11 protein-coding genes and 1 pseudogene are annotated in these 18,462 nt (G+C 65.2%); 7 read left to right on the forward strand and 5 right to left on the reverse strand.

Features of this window, described 5'->3' with window-relative positions; genetic code table 11:
* Positions 1 to 93: 93 nt before the first annotated feature.
* Positions 94 to 957 carry an autotransporter outer membrane beta-barrel domain-containing protein gene (locus ACPFMA_RS15795; protein WP_425928178.1) on the forward strand — a complete coding sequence of 288 codons (864 nt, stop codon included), beginning with the start codon at positions 94 to 96 and terminating at the stop codon, positions 955 to 957.
* Positions 958 to 975: 18 nt separating this feature from the next.
* Here the strand turns inward: ACPFMA_RS15795 and ACPFMA_RS15800 are convergent, their stop codons facing one another.
* Positions 976 to 1,230, reverse strand: a complete 255-nt coding sequence (locus tag ACPFMA_RS15800) for a hypothetical protein (protein WP_064304242.1) — start codon at positions 1,228 to 1,230, stop codon at positions 976 to 978.
* Positions 1,231 to 1,370: 140 nt separating this feature from the next.
* Between ACPFMA_RS15800 and ACPFMA_RS15805 the strand changes: the two genes are divergently transcribed.
* Complete coding sequence (locus ACPFMA_RS15805) at positions 1,371 to 2,876, forward strand: amino acid permease (RefSeq protein ID WP_425928179.1); 1,506 nt, start codon at positions 1,371 to 1,373, stop codon at positions 2,874 to 2,876.
* A 55-nt stretch (positions 2,877 to 2,931) separates the two neighbouring features.
* Here ACPFMA_RS15805 and glgB read toward each other — a convergent pair.
* The 3 genes and pseudogenes from glgB to ACPFMA_RS15820 form a co-directional block, all read right to left on the reverse strand.
* Positions 2,932 to 5,149, reverse strand: a pseudogene (glgB, locus tag ACPFMA_RS15810) (1,4-alpha-glucan branching protein GlgB).
* Complete coding sequence (treS, locus tag ACPFMA_RS15815) at positions 5,150 to 8,461, reverse strand: maltose alpha-D-glucosyltransferase (RefSeq protein ID WP_425928180.1); 3,312 nt, start codon at positions 8,459 to 8,461, stop codon at positions 5,150 to 5,152. It abuts the pseudogene before it with no gap.
* Between the two features lie 16 nt (positions 8,462 to 8,477).
* A complete protein-coding gene (locus tag ACPFMA_RS15820) occupies positions 8,478 to 10,502 on the reverse strand; it encodes an alpha-1,4-glucan--maltose-1-phosphate maltosyltransferase (protein ID WP_425928181.1) in 2,025 nt (674 codons plus the stop codon).
* A gap of 136 nt (positions 10,503 to 10,638) precedes the next feature.
* Here ACPFMA_RS15820 and ACPFMA_RS15825 point away from each other — a divergent pair, with 136 nt between their 5' ends.
* Entirely contained in the window at positions 10,639 to 10,809 is a 171-nt protein-coding gene (locus ACPFMA_RS15825) for a hypothetical protein (RefSeq protein WP_425928182.1), read from the forward strand.
* A gap of 121 nt (positions 10,810 to 10,930) precedes the next feature.
* On the opposite strand, the gene ACPFMA_RS15830 is transcribed toward ACPFMA_RS15825, so the two are convergent.
* Positions 10,931 to 12,604 (reverse strand): AMP-binding protein, encoded by a 1,674-nt coding sequence (locus ACPFMA_RS15830; RefSeq protein WP_420058101.1) that lies wholly within the window; start codon positions 12,602 to 12,604, stop codon positions 10,931 to 10,933.
* 215 nt (positions 12,605 to 12,819) lie between these two features.
* Between ACPFMA_RS15830 and ACPFMA_RS15835 the strand changes: the two genes are divergently transcribed.
* The 4 genes from ACPFMA_RS15835 to ACPFMA_RS15850 all read left to right on the forward strand — a co-directional run bounded on the left by ACPFMA_RS15835 (position 12,820) and on the right by ACPFMA_RS15850 (position 18,441).
* Positions 12,820 to 13,983: an isovaleryl-CoA dehydrogenase gene (locus tag ACPFMA_RS15835; protein WP_064304236.1), complete on the forward strand. Its 1,164-nt coding sequence runs from the start codon at positions 12,820 to 12,822 to the stop codon at positions 13,981 to 13,983.
* Positions 13,984 to 14,044: 61 nt separating this feature from the next.
* Positions 14,045 to 15,649, forward strand: a complete 1,605-nt coding sequence (locus ACPFMA_RS15840; protein ID WP_420058100.1) for a carboxyl transferase domain-containing protein — start codon at positions 14,045 to 14,047, stop codon at positions 15,647 to 15,649.
* 3 nt (positions 15,650 to 15,652) lie between these two features.
* Positions 15,653 to 16,483: a gamma-carboxygeranoyl-CoA hydratase gene (locus ACPFMA_RS15845; protein ID WP_420058098.1), complete on the forward strand. Its 831-nt coding sequence runs from the start codon at positions 15,653 to 15,655 to the stop codon at positions 16,481 to 16,483.
* A complete protein-coding gene (locus tag ACPFMA_RS15850; protein ID WP_425928183.1) occupies positions 16,480 to 18,441 on the forward strand; it encodes an acetyl/propionyl/methylcrotonyl-CoA carboxylase subunit alpha in 1,962 nt (653 codons plus the stop codon). Before ACPFMA_RS15845 ends, ACPFMA_RS15850 begins: the two co-directional genes overlap by 4 nt.
* Positions 18,442 to 18,462: the final 21 nt, after the last annotated feature.

An 18,462-nucleotide genomic window follows, 5' to 3' on the forward strand; every position in this document is an offset into this window, starting at 1 on the left:
GCGCGGACAGGCTTCGTTTTGCTGGTTTGGGTCGCCCCTCCTCGAGCCGTGACATCAGGCCAGACCCTTGGCTGTCATCTTGAGGAGAACGTCATGAAAACAGCGTCCAACCCGTCCGGCCTTGACTCCTTGTTCCTGGCCATGTCCGCCTCGCTGCTGCTGGCTGCCCCGGCGGATGCCCTGGAACTGGAAGACCTCGATCCATCCCTGTTCTACGACACGCCGATGTTCAGCATGCCGAAGGTGAGCCTCGACGGCCTGGGAGCAAGGACGCCCGCTACCTCCTCCGCCTACCGCACCGAGGTGTTCGTCGGCCACAGCGACCCGCAAAGCGGCCCGGCCATCAAGCGTGCACAAACAGCAGGCAAGTATTCGACGGTACCTGCGGAAGGCGACAGCACCGGGGTCTACTGGCGCCTGAGCCATGACCGGGGCTGGCATGTGGATGCCATGGCCAAAAGCACCCGGTTCGACGCCAGCGGGCACAACGCCCAAGGCGCGCCCATCAGTGACGACGCGCGCGGTGTGGTCCTGTCGGTGGGAGGCGGCTTTCCCATCGGCCTGGGCAAGCACTGGGTGATCGAGCCACAGGCACAGGTCATCAACCAACAGTACTTCGCCGTCGGCCAGGCCACTGCGCTCGACGGGCAACCTGGCTGGAGCGGCCGGGTCGGCGCGAAGTTGTCCGCGAATTACGTGGTGAGCGGCATGCCCATCCAGCCCTTTGTGCGGACCAACGTCTGGTATGACTTTTCCAACGCCGCCACGGTGAGCCTGGACAAGGTCGACAAGATCAGCAGCGGGCGCAACTCGCCCACCGTCGAAGTGGGTCTGGGCCTGGTGGCGCGAATTACGCCAAGGGTGGCGCTGTTCGTCAGTGCCGATTACAGCAGTGACGTGGATGACAATGACCTGAACGGCTTGATCGGTAATCTTGGCGTACGGGTACGTTGGTGAGCGCTGCGGGCTGGCCGCTCAGCGCTTCGCCTCCATCTGCCTGGCGGCCTCCACACCCGCGCTGGTCAGCCTGATCGGAAATTCCACGCTCGGCTCGTGTTCCTGCACCGTGACCGGAGTGCCCTGGATCAGCTTGCGCTCCTGCAGGGTCTTGAGCATTCCGGCAACGGCCTTCTCGCCGCGGTAGTTGTCCAGTACTTCCTTGCCAAGCCCCTCCGGATGCGCGTGCAGCAGACGGGTCAGCACTTCACGTTCCAGTTCATCGTTGCTCATGACTGCCTCTCTCGATGCGATGGTCGTTGTGCTTGTGACCGTGTTACGGCAGAGGAGATTCAACCGGATTGCCGTGCTGGCATAACCGGTTGCCAGCGGCTTATCTCATGGACTCCCCCCTGCATACCAAGGAAGGTCCGATGAGCTCCGCCACCGATGGAAAACTCAGTGTCAGCGCTCTGACCGCACTGGTCGTGGGTTCGATGATCGGCGCGGGGATCTTCTCCCTCCCCGCCACCTTCGGCCGCGCCAGCGGCGGTTTCGGGGCGATCCTCGCCTGGCTGATCGCCGGCGCCGGGATGCTCATGCTGGCCTTCGTGTTCCAGACCCTCGCCCGGCGCAAGCCGGACCTGGACTCGGGGATCTACGCCTACGCCCGTGCCGGTTTCGGTAACTACCTGGGCTTTGCCTCGGCGTTCGGTTTCTGGGCCGGGACCTGCATCGGCAACGTGTCCTATTTCATCCTGATCAAGTCGACCCTGGGTGCGTTCTTCCCGGTGCTGGGTGATGGCAACACCGTGGTCGCCATCGTCCTCTCCTCGCTGCTGCTATGGGGCTTCCACCTGCTGGTGCTGCGCGGGGTCCAGGAGGCGGCGGTGATCAATACCATCGCCACGGTAGCGAAGATGATCCCGATCCTGGTGTTCATCATCGTCGTGGCCGTCGCCTTCGACCGAGAGCTGTTCATGCTGAACTTCTGGGGAGGCCCTGCTGCGATCGCCTCCGACCCGGACCTGGCCCATCTGGACGACTACGGCCGGATCGGCCATGCCGCCGCCGAACTGGTGAACGTGCCACAGGAGTCGCTGTTCGAACAGGTGCGCAGCACCATGCTGGTGACCGTATTCGTGTTCCTCGGAATCGAGGGCGCCAGCGTGTATTCCCGCTATGCGCGCAACCCGCGGGATGTGGGCCTGGCGACGGTACTGGGCTTCGTCGGCGTGTTGTGCCTGCTGATCCTGATCACCCTGCTCAGCTACGGCGTGCTGTTGCGCCCCGAGCTGGCGGCGCTGCGCCAGCCGTCCATGGCCGGGGTGCTGGAGATGATCGTTGGGCGCTGGGGTGCGATCTTTATCAGCATCGGCCTGATCGTCTCGGTGCTGGGGGCATTTCTCTCCTGGACGTTGCTGGCCTGCGAGGTGCTGCATGCCGCGGCCCACGACCAGGCCATGCCCAAGCTGCTGACCCGGGAGAACGCCCATGGCGTGCCCAGTGCGGCGTTGTGGCTGACCACGCTGTTCGTGCAGTTGTTCCTGGTCCTGACCTACTTCACCGAGGCGGCTTTCACCCTGGCACTGGAACTGACCAGCTCGCTGACCCTGGTGCCCTATCTGCTGGTTGCGGCCTATGCGGTGAAGCTGGCGCACACCGGCGAGGGCTATGAAAACGGCGTCGGGCGTGGCAAGGATCTGCTGGTTGCGGTGCTGGCTACCGCCTATGCAGTGTTGATGGTGCTGGCTGGAGGGCTGAAGTACCTGCTGCTGTCGGCGCTGATCTACGGGCCGGGGACGCTGCTGTATCTCAAGGCGCGGCACGAGCAGGGAGTGGCGGCGTTCAACGGGAGGGAGAAAGGGGTATTCGCGGTGGTGGTGCTGGGGGCGGTGGTGGCTCTGGCAGGGTTGTTTGGTGGCTGGATTGTGTTGTGACCTCGATGGCCTCATCGCTGCGGTGCGGCGATGAGGCCGGTACTGCCAAAAACGACTAGCGGGCCGGCCGCAGAATCAGCACGCCCAACGGCGGCAGGTTCACCTCCAGCGACATCGGCTGCCCATGGCTGGGCACCGCACTGCCCTTCACCGCCCCTTCGTTGCCGAAGTTGGAGCCGGCATAACGTTGCGAGTCGCTGTTGAACACCTCGTCCCAGCGGTCACCAAACGGCACGCCGATACGGTAGCCCTCGCGCGGCACCGGGGTGAAGTTGGCGACCACCAGCAACGGCTCGCCATTGGCACTCCAGCGCAGCCAGGCGTACACGCTGTTGTGCGCGTCATCGCCGATCAGCCATTGGAAACCCTGCGGCTGGCAGTCCTGCTGGTGCAGCGCGCCCTCCTCCCGATATAGCCGGTTGAGGTCGCCGACCAGGCGTTGCACGCCCAGGTGCTCGCTGTATTGCAACAGGTACCAGTCCAATTCGCTGTCATGGTTCCACTCGCGCCATTGACCGAACTCGCAGCCCATGAACAGCAGCTTCTTGCCCGGATGACACCACATGAAGGCCAGGTAGGCCCGCAGGTTGGCGAACTTCTGCCAGCGGTCGCCCGGCATCTTGTCGATCAGCGAGCGCTTGCCATGCACCACTTCGTCGTGGGAAATCGGCAGGATGAAATGCTCGGAATAGGCATAGATCAGGCCGAAGCTCATTTCGTTGTGGTGGTGCTGGCGGTGGATCGGGTCGTTCTGGATGTAGTGCAGGGTGTCGTGCATCCAGCCCATGTTCCATTTGTACGAGAAGCCCAGCCCGCCCTGCTGCACCGGCTGGCTGACCCCCGGCCAGGCAGTGGACTCCTCGGCGATGACCAGGGCACCCGGCACCTCCAGGCTGACCACATCGTTGAGATGACGCAGGAAGTCGATGGCTTCGAGGTTCTCCCGCCCGCCATGGCGGTTGGGCACCCATTCACCGGCCTTGCGCGAATAGTCGCGGTAGAGCATCGAGGCCACCGCATCGACGCGCAGGCCGTCGATATGGAACTCGCGCAGCCAGTGCAGCGCCGAGGCCAGCATGAAGCCGTGGACCTCGGTGCGCCCCAGGTTGTAGATCAGCGTGTCCCAGTCCTGGTGGAAGCCTTCCAGCGGATTGTCGTACTCGTACAGCGCAGTACCGTCGAAACGGGCCAGGCCGTGGCTGTCGGTGGGGAAATGCGCCGGCACCCAGTCGAGGATCACGCCGATCCGCGCCTGGTGGCAGGCATCGACGAAGGCGGCGAAATCTTCCGCGGTGCCATAGCGCGAGGTCGGCGCGAACAGCGACAGCGGCTGGTAGCCCCAGGAGCCGCCGAAGGGGTGTTCCATGATCGGCATCAGCTCGATATGGGTGAAGCCCAGCTCCTGCACGTAGGGAATCAGCCGTTCGGCCAGCTCGCGCCAGTTGTACAGGCGGCTGACTTCACCGGCCTCGTCCAGCTCGCACTGCCAGGAGCCGGCATGCAGTTCGTAGATCGACAGCGGCGCCCCGATGGCCTGGGTTTCCCCCGCGTTCGCGCAGCCATTGTTCGTCACGCCATTCATGGGCCAGCGGACCGGCCACCTTCGACGCCGTACTCGGCGGCAGCTCGGTGGCGCGGGCCAGCGGGTCGGCCTTGAGCGGCAGCACGCCGTCGCGTCCGAGCACCTCGTACTTGTAGGTCTCGCCGGCCCGCAGCCCGGGGATGAACAGCTCCCACACACCGCTGGCGTGACGCAGGCGCATGGGGTGACGGCGGCCGTCCCAATTGTTGAAATCCCCCACCACCGAGACCCGCCGCGCGTTCGGCGCCCATACCGAGAAGCGTACGCCCTCGACGCCGTCCACCATCACCGGCTGGGCGCCAAGGCGATTGGCCAGGTCGCGGTGATTGCCCTCGCTGAACAGGTAGAGGTCCATGTCGCCCAACTGCGGGCCATAGCTGTACGGGTCCGGGGTTACCTGCTCGCCACCGGCCCAGTTGATCCGCCAGCGGTATTTGTCGACACCCCGCTGTACATGCGCGGTAAACAGGCCCGGCACAGTCTCCTGCTGCAATTCGGCGATCAGCTCGTCGCTGTCGCCAGCCAGCGCCTGCACGCTCAAGGCCTCCGGCAGATAGGCCCGTAGCCAGGTGCCTCCTGCACCATCGGCGTGCGCGCCGAGCACCGCGAACGGATCGGCGTGCCTGGCATTGACCAGATCGTCGATATCGCTGCGGCCCAGTCCGCCCTGTTCCTTCTTGTGCACGCTCATTTACTGCTCTCCCCAGGTACTCACAAGCCCATGGAGACCATGCAAGGGCACGGCCAGCCAACTCGGGCGATTTTCCGCTTCATAGGCGATTTCATAGGCAGCCTTTTCCAGGCTGAACAATTCCAGTGCCGCCTGCTCGCCGCCTTCCTTGAGCCAGGCATGCGGCAGGCTGGCGGTAGCCAGGCCATAAGCCTGGACGAAGGCGTGGCGCGAGGCGTGCAGGTAGCGCTTGGCGACGCGCTGGCGCGCCTGCAGGTTGTCCGGCAACGCACCGGCCCCTGCCGCACCGCGCAAGGCCATCGCAGCAGCGTAGTCGAAGGATCGCAGCACACCGCTCACATCCTTGTACGGGCTGTGCCTGGCCCGGCGCTCTTCCAGGGGCCGTGCGGGTTCGCCTTCGAAGTCGATCAGGTAGGCATCGCCCTGCACCACCAGGACCTGCCCCAGGTGCAGGTCGCCATGCACGCGCATCACCAGGCCGCCCTCGGCCTGCTGCGCCAGTTGCCCGACCTCGCGCAACAGGCCATCGCGCTGCTGTTCCAGATCCTTGACCAGCGCCTGGCTTTCCTCGTCCAGCTCGTCGCGGTGCTGCACCAGCAGATCGAGGGCGGTGCGCAACTGCTCGGCAATCTGCTCACTCCAGCGGCGGGTGTCCTCGCCGTCGCTGATGCGGGTCTGGAAGGCTTCGTCGTCGGTGGGCCGGGCCAGCGCCTGGTGCATTTCGCCAAGGCGCTGGCCTAGCAAGGCGGCGAAGCCGGTGAGGTCGTCCAGCGCGCTGGCGTGCGCTTCGCCACGCAGTTGCGGCGGCTCCATCTCGTCGCGGATGGCCCGTTCCAGGTTGTTCTGGGTCCAGTCCCAGGCATCGCCCTGGTTGTTCAGATAGCCTTGGGCGATGGCCAGCAGATGGGGCTCGCCAGCGGCATCGACGCGGTTCAGCCAGCCCAGCAACGGCGAGATGTTGGCGAAACCGGCGGCGGTCAGGTAGGCGCCCATTTCCAGTTCGGGATGCACGCCGCCGTTGACCCGTCGGATCAGCTTGAGCACCAGGCGCCCACCCACCACCACCGAGCTGTTGGACTGCTCGGCAGACAGGTAGCGCACCTCGGCATCGGCATCCAGGTTCAGTTGTGCCAGTTGCGGCGTCGATTCGAATTGCAGCTCGCCATCGCTGCCCGGCAGGCGCAGGTGCTCCTGGAAACCGGCAAGCAGGCCACGGACGAAGGTTTCCAGGCTGAAGGCATCGGTGATAAAGCCCACCTGCCTGCCGCGACGGACCCTGGCCAGCGCCAGTTGCTGTGGCAACGCGGTGTGGATCTGGTCTTCGCCGACCAGGCCGAAGGGCAGGAAATAGCGCCGGCGCTGGCCGCCGCTGTCCACCTCCAGCTCACCCAGCAGCACCGGCGTGGTCGGCGTGCCGAAACGCACGCCGTAGGCCAGGTGGACCTTGTCGATGGATTGGTCCTTGCCGGCGAACCAGCGCCGTTTCGGCAGGTATTCGGGAAGGATGCTGTTTTCGAGGGTTTGCCGGGCCGGAGCCTCGAGCAGTTCCTCCATGCGTTTCTTGACGACCAAGGTAGTGAGCTCCGGCAAGGGTTGCGCTGCCTCGACGTGCCAGCTGGGCATCTGGTCCTTCGGGGCGAGGAGGAACCAATAAAAGCCATAGGGCGCCAGGGTCAGCAGGAAAGGCAGATGGCCGATGGGCGGGAAGGCGCAGCCGCCGAGCATTTCCACCGGCACCCGATCGAGCCAGGGGGCCAGGTCCAGCTCCACGGCCTGGGCGGCGCGCGACACGTTGGCCACGCACAGCACGGTTTCGCTGACGCCCTCGGGGCTTGTGTACTCGCGCAGGTAGGCCAGGATGCGGCGGTTGTTCGGTGCCAGCATCTTCAAGGTGCCGCGGCCGAAGGCCTTCTGCTGCTTGCGCACGGCGAGCAGACGACGGTTCCAGTTGAGCAGCGAGTGCGGATCCTCGGCCTGGGATTCGACATTGATGGTCTGGTAGCCGTACTGCGGATCCATGATCGGCGGCAATACCAGGCGCGCCGGGTCGGCGCGGGAGAAGCCGCCGTTGCGGTCGATCGACCACTGCATAGGCGTGCGCACGCCATCGCGGTCGCCCAGGTAGATGTTGTCGCCCATGCCGATCTCGTCGCCGTAGTACAGGGTCGGCGTGCCGGGCATGGACAGCAGCAGGCTGGTCAGCAGCTCCACCCGGCGCCGGTCACGCTGCATCAACGGCGCCAGGCGGCGACGAATGCCGAGGTTGATCCGCGCGCGGCGGTCCGCTGCATAGTAGTTCCACAGGTAGTCGCGCTCGCGGTCGGTGACCATCTCCAGGGTCAGCTCGTCGTGGTTGCGCAGGAAGATCGCCCATTGGCAATTGGCGGGAATCTCCGGGGTCTGGCGCAGGATATCGGTGATCGGGAAGCGGTCTTCCTGGGCCACGGCCATGTACATGCGCGGCATCAGCGGGAAGTGGAAAGCCATATGGCACTCGTCGCCCTCGCCTTCGCCGAAATACTGCTGGGTGTCCTCGGGCCACTGGTTGGCTTCGGCCAGAAGCATGCGGTCGGGATAGTTGGCGTCGATCTCGGCACGGATGCGCTTGAGCACCGCATGGGTTTCGGCGAGGTTCTCGTTGTTGGTGCCGTCGCGCTCGATCAGGTAGGGAATGGCATCCAGGCGCAGCCCATCGACGCCCATGTCCAGCCAGAAGCGCATGACGCCGATGACCGCCTTCATCACCTGCGGGTTGTCGAAGTTCAGGTCCGGCTGGTGCGAGTAGAAGCGATGCCAGTAGTACTGGCCGGCCACAGGGTCCCAGGTCCAGTTGGACTTCTCGGTATCGAGGAAGATGATCCGCGTGCCGTCGTACTTCTGGTCGGAGTCGGACCACACGTAGAAATTGCGTGCCGCCGAGCCCGGCTTGGCCCGTCGCGCCTTCTGGAACCAGGGATGCTGGTCGGAGGTATGGTTGATGACCAGCTCGGTGATCACCCGCAGGTTGCGCTTGTGCGCCTCGGCGATGAAGCGGCGCACATCGGCCATGGTCCCATAGTCGCTGTGCACCGCCTTGTAGGCGGCGATGTCGTAGCCATCGTCACGCCGCGGCGAGGGGTAGAACGGCAGCAGCCAGAGCGTATTGACGCCAAGCTCGGCGATGTAATCGAGCTTGGCCAGCAGGCCGGGAAAATCGCCGATGCCGTCGTTGTTCGAATCGAAGAACGACTTGACGTGGATCTGGTAGATGACCGCGTCCTTGTACCAGAGCGGATCATCGATAAAGGCTGCGGGACGGGTTTTCTTCGCCATGCTCGACTTCCCTTCCTTACACCTTGTCCAGGCGCCAGATACCGAACGGCAGGTGCCAGGGTTCGATGCGCATCCACTGGGTCTTGCCATACCACTCCCAGCGATGGCCGTTCATCAGGTCCTCGCCGCGGGTCACGGCGTTGTCATCCAGGCCCAGTTCCCACAGCGGCAGCTCGAAGTGCGCCTCCTGGGCGTTGTGCGGATCGAGGCTGACCGCCACCAGGACGAAGCTTTCGCCATCCGGGGAGGGCTTGCCGAAATACACGATGTTGTCGTTCCAGGCGTTGTAGAAGCGTACGCCCAGGTGGCTGTGCAAGGCCGGCTGCTGGCGACGGATGCGGTTGAGCTGGGCGATCTCGGCGATGATGTTGCCCGGCTGGGTGAAGTCCCTCGGGCGGATCTGGTATTTCTCCGAATCCAGGTATTCCTCCTTGCCCGGGATCGGCGCTGCCTCGCACAGCTCGAAGCCCGAATACATGCCCCACAGGCCCGAGCCCATGGTTGCGAGGGCCGCACGGATGAGGAAGCCGGCGCGCCCCGACTGATGCAGGAAGAATGGGTTGATGTCCGGCGTATTGACGAAGAAGTTCGGCCGGTAGCACAGCGACCATGGCGGCTGGTTGAGCGTCTCGAAATACTCCTGGATCTCGGCCTTGGTATTGCGCCAGGTGAAGTAGGTGTAGCTCTGGCTGTAGCCGACCTTGCCCAGGCGGGCCATCATCGCCGGCTTGGTAAAGGCTTCGGCAAGGAAGATCACCTCGGGATGGCGGCTGCGAATATCGGCGATCAACCATTGCCAGAACGGCAGCGGCTTGGTGTGCGGGTTGTCCACGCGGAACTGCTTGACGCCTTCCTGTACCCAGCCTTCCACCACGTCGCGCAGCGCCAGCCACAGCGACGGCACGGCGTCGGCGGCGTAGAAGTCGACGTTGACGATGTCCTGGTATTTCTTCGGCGGGTTTTCCGCGTAGCGGATGCTGCCGTCCGGTCGCCAGGAAAACCAGCCGGGATGCTCGGTCAGCCAGGGATGGTCCTGGGAGCACTGGATGGCAAAGTCCAGGGCGATCTCAAGCCCGTGGTCCGCGGCGGCGGCGACCAGGCGACGGAAGTCCTCGCGGCTGCCCAGTTGCGGATGGATCGCATCATGGCCGCCGTCCGGGCTGCCGATGGCATAGGGGCTGCCCGGGTCGCCGGGTTCGGCGCTGAGGGCGTTGTTGCGGCCTTTGCGGAACTTGCTGCCGATGGGGTGGATGGGCGGGAAATACAGCACATCGAAACCCATGTCGCGGATCATCGGCAGGCGCGCATGTACGTCGTTGAAGGTGCCGTGGCGCTGGGGATCGTCGGTAATCGAGCGGGGAAACAGCTCGTACCAACTGGCAAAGGCGGCACGTTCGCGCTCCACGTCCAAGGGAAACTCGGGGCTGCGGCTAAGGTAGCTGCGCGGATCGGCTTGGGCCATCAGCACGCGGGTCTCGCTGGCCACCAGCATTTCCACCCGGGACGCCACCGGCAGGCCCTTGCGCAAGCGCCGGGCAAGCCCGGCCAGTTCCTCGCGCAGCGGCCCGGCGCTGCGTTCGGCGGCATGCTCGAGGTGCAGGCGGCCCTCCTCCAGCTCCAGTTCGACATCCACCCCGGCGGCGAATTTCTTTTCCAGGTCGTGACAATAGGTGGCATAGCCGTCGATCCACGCCTCGATCACGAACAGGTGGCGGCCCATCTCGTTGATGCTGAAGCTGCCCTCCCAGCGGTCATTGCCGAGCAAGGTCATGCTGATGCTGCGCCAGCGCCGGCTATGGGCCTGGCGCCAGTTGAGGGTCACCGCCAGGACATCGTGGCCATCGGCATAGACCGTACTGCCGACCGTTACCGTGCGGCCGACCTCGGTCTTGACCGCATACAGGCCGGCGTCGATCACCGGCGTGGTGTTCTCGATCACCACCCGGGGCAGCAACAAGGCCTGGGCCAGGGTCAGCGGATCGTCGGCAGGATTGTCGGCAGCGGCCATGCGCTCGGTTACGAAAGGCTCATTGCGGGTCATCGAACATCGCTCCGTTACGGCGTGGCGGTAAGGGTTCAGAGCAATGGCAGGCGCGGGGGTTCAATAAAAAATGAGCGTTGCCGCGGGAAAGCGGTCCAAGCCAAAGACACGATCACCGTCCTTGCGAGGTACAGCGATGAGTATCCCTATCCCGGCGGAGACGCCCGATCCGAATATCGACGACCCGACCCTGCCGCCAACGGTGCCCGACGAGGAAGATCCGGAGGGCGTGCCGGTCAAGCCGACCGTGCCGCCGACCGTTGGCGATCCGCCCAGCGAGGAGCCGCCGGTGAAAGGTAGAGCGTAGACGGGTTAACGACGTTTGAGGGTGTTGCTGATGGCATCATCGCTGGCAAGCCAGCTCCCACAGGTCTTGCGGTGCACCCTGTGGGAGCTGGCTTGCCAGCGATGAGGCCTGGAAGAACAACTCAGTTCTGCCTGAGCTCCTCGATGCTGATCTCTCTCATCCTGAACTTCTGCACCTTGCCCGTTACCGTCATGGGGAATTCCTCGACGAAACGGAAATGCCGCGGGGTCTTGAAGTGTGCGATGCGGTTCTTGCACCAGGCTTGCAGCTCCACATCCGTGGCGCTGTGCCCGGGATGGAACTTGATCCAGGCGACGATCTCCTCGCCATAGCGCTCATCGGGAATGCCGATCACCTGGACATCCGCCACCGCCGGATGGGTGAAGAAGAACTCTTCCAGTTCCCGTGGGTAAATGTTTTCACCGCCACGGATGATCATGTCCTTGTTGCGCCCTGCGATGCACACGTAGCCCTGTTCGTCCATGCTCGCCAGGTCGCCGGTGTGCATCCAGCCCGCCGGATCGATGGCTTCGGCGGTGGCCGCAGGGTTGCCCCAGTAGCCGAGCATCACGCTGTAGCCACGGGTGCACAGCTCGCCGATCTGCCCGCGCGGCACCACGCAGCCATGCTCGTCGATGATCTTGCTCTCCAGTTGCGGCTGGGTTCGCCCGACCGTGGTCACGCGCAGTTCCAGCTCGTCGTCCGGGCCGGTCTGCAGCGACACCGGGCTGGTCTCGGTCATGCCGTAGGCGATCTGCACCTCGCTCATGTGCAGTTCGTTGATCACCCGGCGCATCACCTCGATCGGGCAGATGGCCCCGGCCATGATGCCGGTGCGCAGGCAGGACAGGTCGTGGTCGGCGCGCTGCGGCTGGTCGAGCACGGCGATAAACATGGTCGGCACGCCGTACAGCGCGGTGGCGCGCTCCTCGGCCACGGCCTGCAGGGTCAGGGCCGGGTCGAAGGCGTCGTTGGGGTAGATCATGGTGCTGCCGTGGGTCATGCAGCCGAGGTTGCCCATGACCATGCCGAAGCAGTGGTACAGCGGCACCGGAATCACCATACGGTCATGCTCGGTCAGGCCCAGGCTCTCGCCGACCATGTAGCCGTTGTTGAGGATGTTGTAGTGGCTGAGGGTGGCGCCCTTGGGGAAGCCAGTGGTGCCGGAGGTGTACTGGATATTCACCGCCTGGTCGAACTGCAGGCTTTGCTGGCGGGCAGCGTAGTCGTCGAGCCCGACCCTGGCGCCCTGCTCGCCCAGTGTTTCCCAGGCCAGGAAGCCGGGTGGCGGCTCGCTGGCCAGGCTGATCACCCCACGCAGGTCAGGCAGGCGTTCGCAGGCGAGCTGTCCCGGCGCCTGGTGGGCCAGTTCCGGCAGCAGCTCGGCGAGCATGGCATGGTAATCCGAACTCTTGAATGCCCCGGCACAGATCAACCATTGGCAGCCGGACTGCTTGAGCGCGTACTCCAGCTCGCTGGTGCGATACGCCGGGTTGATATTGACCAGGATGATCCCGGCCTTGGCGCTGGCGAACTGGGCGATGCACCACTGCGCACAGTTGGGCGCCCAGATGCCCAGGCGGTCGCCGGTCTTCAGGCCCAGGGCCATGAACGCACGGGCATGCAGGTCGACGGCGGCGGCCAGCTGCGCCCAGCTATAGCGCACCTGCTGATGACGGACCACCAGCGCTTCTCGATCGCCGAAGCGCGCTACCGTGCGGTCGAAGGCCTGGCCGATGGTCATGGCCAGCAAGGGTTTGTCCTGGCGACCCTGGGTATAGCTCGGTTGATTCATGACGTTCCCTTTTTGTGGTTGTTCTGGGAGCTGATCGGGGCGGGAAATACTCTCGCCCAAATTAACGTTAACGTAAAGGTCATGTTGACGATTGACACTGCACTTTCTCAGGTTTACGTTAACGTAAAGGTGAAATCGACATCGCGCCCAGCGCCAGGATCCGCACGCCTGCGACTCCGCCCCATCCAAGAACAAACAATAGAAGGTGCCCGAGCATGCTTTATCCCTCCCTGAACTTCGCCCTTGGTGAAACCATCGACATGCTGCGCGAGCAGGTGCAGGCCTTCGTCGCCAGCGAACTGGCGCCGCGCGCCGCGCAGATCGACCACGACAACCTGTTCCCTGCCGATATGTGGCGCAAGTTCGGCGACCTGGGGCTGCTCGGCGTGACCGTCAGCGAAGAATATGGCGGTGCCGGCCTGGGTTACCTGGCCCATGTGGTGGCCATGGAGGAAATCAGCCGTGGCTCGGCCTCGGTCGCCCTCTCCTATGGCGCCCACTCCAACCTGTGCGTGAACCAGATCAACCGCAACGGCAACCACGAGCAGAAAGCCAGGTACCTGCCGAAACTGATCAGCGGCGAGCATGTCGGCGCCCTGGCCATGAGCGAGCCCAATGCCGGCTCCGACGTGGTGTCGATGAAACTGCGCGCCGACAAGCGCGGCGACCGCTTCGTGCTCAACGGCAGCAAGACCTGGATCACCAACGGCCCGGACGCCAACACCTACGTGATCTACGCCAAGACCGACCTGGAAAAGGGCCCCCACGGCATTACCGCGTTCATCGTCGAGCGCGACTGGAAGGGCTTCAGCCGCAGCAACAAATTCGACAAGCTGGGCATGCGTGGCTCCAACACCTGCGAGCTGTTCTTCGACGATGTCGAGGTGCCGGAGGAAAACATCCTCGGCAAGCTCAACGGCGGCGTGAAAGTGCTGATGAGCGGGCTGGACTACGAGCGCGTGGTGCTGTCCGGCGGTCCTACCGGGATCATGCAAGCCTGCATGGACCTCGTTGTCCCTTATATCCACGACCGCAAGCAGTTCGGCCAGAGCATCGGCGAGTTCCAGCTGATCCAGGGCAAGATCGCCGACATGTACACCCAGCTCAACGCCAGCCGCGCCTACCTCTACGCCGTGGCCCAGGCCTGCGACCGTGGCGAGACCACGCGCAAGGACGCCGCCGGGGTGATCCTCTACACCGCCGAGCGCGCCACGCAAATGGCCCTGGAGGCGATCCAGATCCTCGGTGGCAATGGCTACATCAACGAATTCCCGGCCGGCCGCCTGCTGCGCGACGCCAAGCTGTACGAGATCGGTGCCGGTACCAGCGAGATCCGCCGCATGCTGATCGGCCGCGAGCTGTTCAACGAGACCCGCTGAAACGCCGCCTCGCTTCCGCTCCCTTCTTGCGGCTTCCCACGGAAGCCGCCGAGGACCAACAATGATTCTCAAGTCTCAGTTGAACACCCGCGCCCCGGACTTCGCCGTCAACAGCGCGGCCATGCTGGAACAGGTCAAGGCCCTGCGCACCCTCCTCGCCCAGGTGCATCAAGGTGGCGGGGCCAAGGCCCAGGAACGCCATACCTCCCGCGGCAAGCTGCTGCCCCGCGAACGTATCGACCGCCTGCTCGATCCGGGCTCGCCTTTCCTCGAGATCGGCCAGTTGGCGGCCCATGAGGTCTATGGCGAAGAGGTCCCCGCCGCCGGCGTGATCGCCGGTATCGGCCGGGTCGAAGGCGTCGAGTGCATGATCGTCGCCAACGACGCCACGGTGAAAGGCGGCTCCTACTATCCGCTGACCGTGAAGAAACACCTGCGCGCCCAGGCCATCGCCCAGCAGAACCGCCTGCCCTGCCTGTACCTGGTGGACTCCGGTGGCGCGAACCTGCCGCGCCAGGACGAAGTCTTCCCCGACCGCGAGCATTTCGGGCGGATCTTCTTCAACCAGGCCAACATGAGTGCCCAGGGCATCCCGCAGATCGCCGTGGTCATGGGTTCCTGCACCGCCGGCGGCGCCTACGTGCCGGCGATGTCCGACGAGACCATCATGGTCCGCCAGCAGGCCACCATCTTCCTCGCCGGCCCGCCGCTGGTGAAGGCGGCCACCGGCGAGGTGGTCAGTGCCGAAGACCTGGGCGGCGCCGACGTGCACTGCAAGACCAGCGGCGTGGCCGATCACTATGCCGACAACGATGAACACGCCCTGGCGATTGCCCGTCGCTGCGTGGCCAACCTCAACTGGCACAAGCAGGGCGAACTGCAGGTGCGTACGCCGATTGCCCCGCTGTATGCCGCGGAGGAGTTGTATGGCGTGGTGCCGGCAGATGCCAAGCAACCCTTCGATGTGCGCGAGATCATCGCGCGCCTGGTGGATGGCTCGGTGTTCGATGAATTCAAGGCGCTGTTCGGCACCACCCTGGTCTGCGGCTTCGCCCACCTGCACGGCTACCCGATCGCCATCCTCGCCAACAACGGCATCCTCTTCGCCGAAGCCGCGCAGAAAGGCGCGCATTTCATCGAACTGGCCTGCCAGCGGGGTATTCCACTGCTGTTCCTGCAGAACATCACCGGCTTCATGGTCGGGCAGAAATACGAAGCCGGCGGCATCGCCAAGCACGGCGCCAAGCTGGTCACTGCGGTGGCCTGCGCCAGGGTACCGAAGTTCACCGTGATCATCGGCGGCAGCTTCGGCGCCGGTAACTACGGCATGTGTGGGCGCGCCTACGACCCGCGCTTCCTATGGATGTGGCCGAATGCGCGGATCGGCGTGATGGGTGCCGAGCAGGCCGCCGGGGTGCTGGCCCAGGTCAAGCGCGAGCAGAGCGAGCGTTCCGGACAGGCCTTCAGCGCCGAGGACGAGGCCAGGCTCAAGCAGCCGATCCTCGACCAGTACGAACACCAGGGCCATCCCTACTATTCCAGCGCGCGTCTTTGGGACGATGGCGTCATCGACCCGGCGCAGACCCGCGAGATCCTCGCCCTGGCCCTGTCCGCTTCGCTCAACGCACCGATCGAAGCCACCCGCTTCGGCATTTTCCGGATGTGACCGATGACCGACTTCAGCACCCTCGAACTGATCAAGGATCCGCGCGGCTTCGCCACCCTGTGGTTGAGCCGCGCGGACAAGAACAACGCCTTCAATGCGCAGATGATCCGCGAGCTGATCGTCGCCCTCGACGAACTGGCCGCCGATGCCAGCCTGCGCTTCGTCCTTCTGCGTGGCCGGGGCCGGCATTTCAGTGCCGGTGCGGACCTGGCCTGGATGCAGCAAAGCGCGGCCCTGGATTACCAGAGCAACCTGGATGACGCCCGTGAGCTGGCGGAACTGATGTACAACCTGGCGCGCCTGAAGCTGCCGACCCTGGCGGTGGTCCAGGGCGCGGCCTTCGGTGGCGCCCTCGGCCTGATCGCCTGCTGTGATATGGCCATCGGTGCCGAAGAGGCGCAACTGTGCCTGTCGGAAGTGCGCATCGGCCTGGCACCGGCGGTGATCAGCCCGTTCGTGGTCCAGGCCATGGGCGAACGTGCCGCACGTCGCTACGCCCTCACCGCCGAGCGCTTCAGCGGCATCCGCGCCCGCGAGCTTGGCCTGCTGGCGGAGGCTTATCCGGCGGCGGAGCTGGAAGAGCGCGTGGAAGACTGGATCGTCAACCTGCTGCAGAACAGCCCGCAGGCCATGCGTGCCAGCAAGGAACTGCTGCGCGAGGTCGGCCCGGGTGAACTGACCCCGGCCCTGCGTCGCTACTGCGAGAACGCCATCGCCCGGATCCGCGTCAGCGGCGAAGGCCAGGAAGGCCTGCGCGCCTTCCTGGAAAAACGCCAACCGGCCTGGCAGGCCGCCCCATCCTCCTCTTCATCCGCCACGGAGCCCCGCCCATGAGCCGTCCCGAGCTGACCACCCTGCTGGTCGCCAACCGTGGCGAGATCGCCTGCCGGGTGATGCGCACCGCAAAATCCCTGGGCCTGACCACCGTCGCCGTGCACAGCGCGGTGGACCGTGAAGCGCGCCACAGCCGCGAAGCCGATATTCGCGTCGATCTTGGCGGTGCCAAGCCGGCGGAGAGCTACCTGGTGATCGACAAGCTGATCGCCGCGGCCAAGGCCAGCGGCGCCCAGGCGATCCATCCCGGCTATGGCTTCCTCTCGGAAAATGCCGGGTTCGCCAAGGCCATCGAGGACGCCGGGCTGATCTTCCTCGGCCCGCCCGCCAGCGCCATCGAGGCCATGGGCAGCAAATCGGCGGCCAAGGCGCTGATGGAAACCGCCGGGGTGCCCCTGGTGCCGGGATATCACGGCGAGGCCCAGGACCTGGAAACCTTCCGCGCCGCGGCCGAAAGGATCGGCTACCCGGTACTGCTCAAGGCCACCGCCGGCGGCGGCGGCAAGGGCATGAAGGTGGTCGAGCAGGAAAGCCAGCTGGCCGAAGCCCTGGCCTCCGCACAGCGCGAGGCACAGTCCTCGTTCGGCGATGCGCGGATGCTGGTGGAAAAGTACGTGCTCAAGCCGCGCCACGTGGAAATCCAGGTGTTTGCCGACCAGCATGGCAACTGCCTGTATCTAAACGAGCGCGACTGCTCGATCCAGCGTCGCCATCAGAAGGTGGTCGAGGAAGCCCCGGCACCGGGCCTCAGCGTCGAGCAACGCAGAGCCATGGGCGAGGCAGCGGTCCGCGCGGCCCAGGCCATTGGTTATGTCGGTGCGGGGACGGTGGAATTCCTTCTGGATGCCCGCGGTGAATTCTTCTTCATGGAGATGAACACCCGCCTGCAGGTGGAGCATCCGGTGACCGAGGCGATCACCGGCCTCGACCTGGTGGCCTGGCAGATCCGCGTGGCCCGCGGCGAGGCGCTGCCGATCAGCCAGGAGCAGGTGCCCCTGATCGGCCATGCCATCGAAGTGCGGCTGTATGCGGAGGACCCGGCCAATGATTTCCTTCCGGCCACCGGCCGGCTGGCACTGTATCGGGAAAGCGCGGCAGGCGATGGTCGCCGCGTCGATAGCGGGGTCGCCGAGGGCGACGAGGTATCACCGTTCTACGACCCGATGCTGGGCAAGCTGATCGCCTGGGGCGAGGACCGCGAGCAAGCGCGCCTGCGCCTGCTGGCGATGCTGGACGAGTTCGCCATTGGCGGAGTGAAGACCAATATCGGTTTCCTGAGGCGGATCCTGGCCCATCCGGCGTTTGCGGCGGCGGAGCTGGATACCGGCTTCATCCCGCGCTACCACGACGACCTGCTGCCAGCGCCAGGCGCCCTGTCCGCCGGCTTCTGGCAGGCCGCGGCAGAGGCCTGGGTGCAGGGGCTGGCGACCAACACCCGCGATGACGATGCCGCCTCGCCGTGGGCTTCCCGGCAGGGTTTCCGCGCCGGCGTTCCGGCGCACATCAGCCTGCACCTGAGCAGCAATGGCCAGCAGCAGGCACTGGGGCTGGATCGAACCGCGCCGTCGCTGTTCACGCTCGATGGCGAGCGCCTGCGCATCGACGACAACGGCGTGCGTCGCCAGTACCAGGCGATCCGCCGGGGTGACACGCTGTACCTGCGCTGGGACGGCGAGCTGCATGCGGTCCAGGCCTTCGACCCGATCGCCCAGGCCGAAGCCGGTCATGGCCACCAGGGCGGCCTGACGGCACCGATGAACGGCAGCATCGTGCGCGTACTGGTGGAGCCCGGGCAGGTGGTCGAGGCCGGGACCCAACTGGTGGTGCTGGAGGCGATGAAGATGGAGCACAGCATCCGTGCCCCCCACGCTGGCAAGGTGGCGACGCTGTATTGCCAGGAAGGCGAGATGGTCAGTGAAGGGAGTGTGCTGGTGGCGTTGGAGGAAAGCGCCAGCTAAGAGGCCGGTGCTGGCCTCACG

The sequence above is a fragment of the Pseudomonas sp. NyZ201 genome, from assembly GCF_049860765.1.
GTDB classification, from domain to species: Bacteria; Pseudomonadota; Gammaproteobacteria; order Pseudomonadales; family Pseudomonadaceae; genus Aquipseudomonas; species Aquipseudomonas bharatica.

What these genes read in the sequence shown, in the direction of transcription:
- treS (WP_425928180.1), bottom strand. Translation starts at nt 8,461, where the DNA reads ATGGCGAAGAAAACCCGTCCCGCAGCCTTTATCGATGATCCGCTCTGG.
- ACPFMA_RS15850 (WP_425928183.1), top strand. Translation starts at nt 16,480, where the DNA reads ATGAGCCGTCCCGAGCTGACCACCCTGCTGGTCGCCAACCGTGGCGAG.
- ACPFMA_RS15830 (WP_420058101.1), bottom strand. Translation starts at nt 12,604, where the DNA reads ATGAATCAACCGAGCTATACCCAGGGTCGCCAGGACAAACCCTTGCTG.
- ACPFMA_RS15840 (WP_420058100.1), top strand. Translation starts at nt 14,045, where the DNA reads ATGATTCTCAAGTCTCAGTTGAACACCCGCGCCCCGGACTTCGCCGTC.
- ACPFMA_RS15845 (WP_420058098.1), top strand. Translation starts at nt 15,653, where the DNA reads ATGACCGACTTCAGCACCCTCGAACTGATCAAGGATCCGCGCGGCTTC.
- ACPFMA_RS15820 (WP_425928181.1), bottom strand. Translation starts at nt 10,502, where the DNA reads ATGACCCGCAATGAGCCTTTCGTAACCGAGCGCATGGCCGCTGCCGAC.
- ACPFMA_RS15825 (WP_425928182.1), top strand. Translation starts at nt 10,639, where the DNA reads ATGAGTATCCCTATCCCGGCGGAGACGCCCGATCCGAATATCGACGAC.
- ACPFMA_RS15795 (WP_425928178.1), top strand. Translation starts at nt 94, where the DNA reads ATGAAAACAGCGTCCAACCCGTCCGGCCTTGACTCCTTGTTCCTGGCC.
- ACPFMA_RS15805 (WP_425928179.1), top strand. Translation starts at nt 1,371, where the DNA reads ATGAGCTCCGCCACCGATGGAAAACTCAGTGTCAGCGCTCTGACCGCA.
- ACPFMA_RS15835 (WP_064304236.1), top strand. Translation starts at nt 12,820, where the DNA reads ATGCTTTATCCCTCCCTGAACTTCGCCCTTGGTGAAACCATCGACATG.
- ACPFMA_RS15800 (WP_064304242.1), bottom strand. Translation starts at nt 1,230, where the DNA reads ATGAGCAACGATGAACTGGAACGTGAAGTGCTGACCCGTCTGCTGCAC.